This window comes from Clostridia bacterium (assembly GCA_035561135.1).
Lineage (GTDB): Bacteria > Acidobacteriota > Terriglobia > Terriglobales > Acidobacteriaceae > DATMYA01.
On record DATMYA010000015.1, the window covers coordinates 1 to 1,441 of the forward strand.

Genomic DNA, 1,441 nt, shown 5'->3' on the forward strand with positions numbered 1-1,441 from the left:
GAGATTGCCCGGAAGTCCGTTGAAAGTAAGCGACCCTCGGAACTCATAGACTACGCGACCGCGACTCCCTTGGCAATTGGCTTTTTGGAAACGGCGTGCGCCATTGAGGACAGCAACATTGGAATCTGGCGGTAGCCGATAACCTTCCGGAACTGCCGCTCCGCGACGAGCAGCCCGGAGCCGACCCAGCGTTCGATCTGATCGCCGTCCCGCCATCGTTTCACGTTCCGGCAAACCGTTTCCACGATGGAGAAGGCCGATTCGATCACGTTGGTGCAGGCCAGGGTGCGACGAAGTTGTTCCGGCACCCCCAGCTTGTGAACGGTGAGCGTTTCCTCCATCCCTTCTTCCAAACTTCGCGCCGCACTCGGATTCAAGTCCATCAACTCGCGGTGCAACTGCGTGAGCGCCCGTTTGGCGGGCTCGTAGTCCTGCATCGCGTAGGCGTTTTGCAGTTTCCGGCGCACGCCGGCCTTATGTTCTTCCGGAAGGTGGTCCAGCACGTTGCGTTTCTTGTGAACCTGGCAGCGCTGGATGAAGGCGGCTTCTCCGGCGTGGCGTCGTACGGCTGCGGGCAAGGCTTTGCCGCCGTCCAGGATGTACAACCGCGGGGTGCTGAATTCCAAGCCGCGGGCCAGCAGATCGCTCAGCAACTCGCCCACGACGGTTGCGTTCTCGGTGGCCCCTTCGCGCAGCCCCAACACCGTTTTGCGCCCGTCGCAACAGATGCCCAGCGCGACAATCATCATGCGATTCTTGAACGGCGTGCCGTCGATCAGCACGGCACACAGCCGTAGATCGCCGAGCGGCCGCTCCATCAACTGCTTCACCTTCTCCCGGCTGGCTTCGATGAAGTTCTCGCTCACCGCCGACTTCTCGATCCCGTACGCCGCGCCGAACTCCTTCACCACGGCCCCGTAATTCCGAGTCGAAAGCCCGCGCATCATCTTATCCCAGACGCCCTGCTGCAACGGTGCGCTGCGCTGGAACAGTTCGTAGCTCCCCAGCCGTTGCTCCCGGTTCTCTTTGGTACGCAGCCGGGTTCTTTTCAGCGGCACCTTCTGGCCGTCTACCACGCAGTAGCCATCATCTTTGCCCCACCGGTGCGCACGGCGATCGGGGCGCTGCTCATGGCGTTCGCCGGCCAAGTGGCGAACCTCTTCCTCCATCACAAGGCTCATCAATGCCAATCCGGCTTCTCGCAGCAAATGGCCGACGCCATCCTGCAACATGCCGACAATGTCGGCCATCGGCAGGATCATTTGGACGTTGGGGTTCTCTTCGGTGGCGAGCCGGCGAAACTGCTGCACCGCTCGTTGTTGGTCGATCTGGTATCGTTTCTTCATAGCGACTCTCCTTTTTCTTGGCAGAAAATCACTCGAAGGCTATCACGCCTTCGGGTGCGAGAGTCGCTACTTTCTACGCTTTAACGGGCATTCTC

General features: G+C 60.5%; 1 protein-coding gene. It reads right to left on the reverse strand.

Features of this window, described 5'->3' with window-relative positions:
* Positions 1-50: 50 nt before the first annotated feature.
* A complete protein-coding gene (locus VN622_04840; protein ID HWR35182.1) occupies positions 51-1,346 on the reverse strand; it encodes an IS256 family transposase in 1,296 nt (431 codons plus the stop codon).
* Positions 1,347-1,441: the final 95 nt, after the last annotated feature.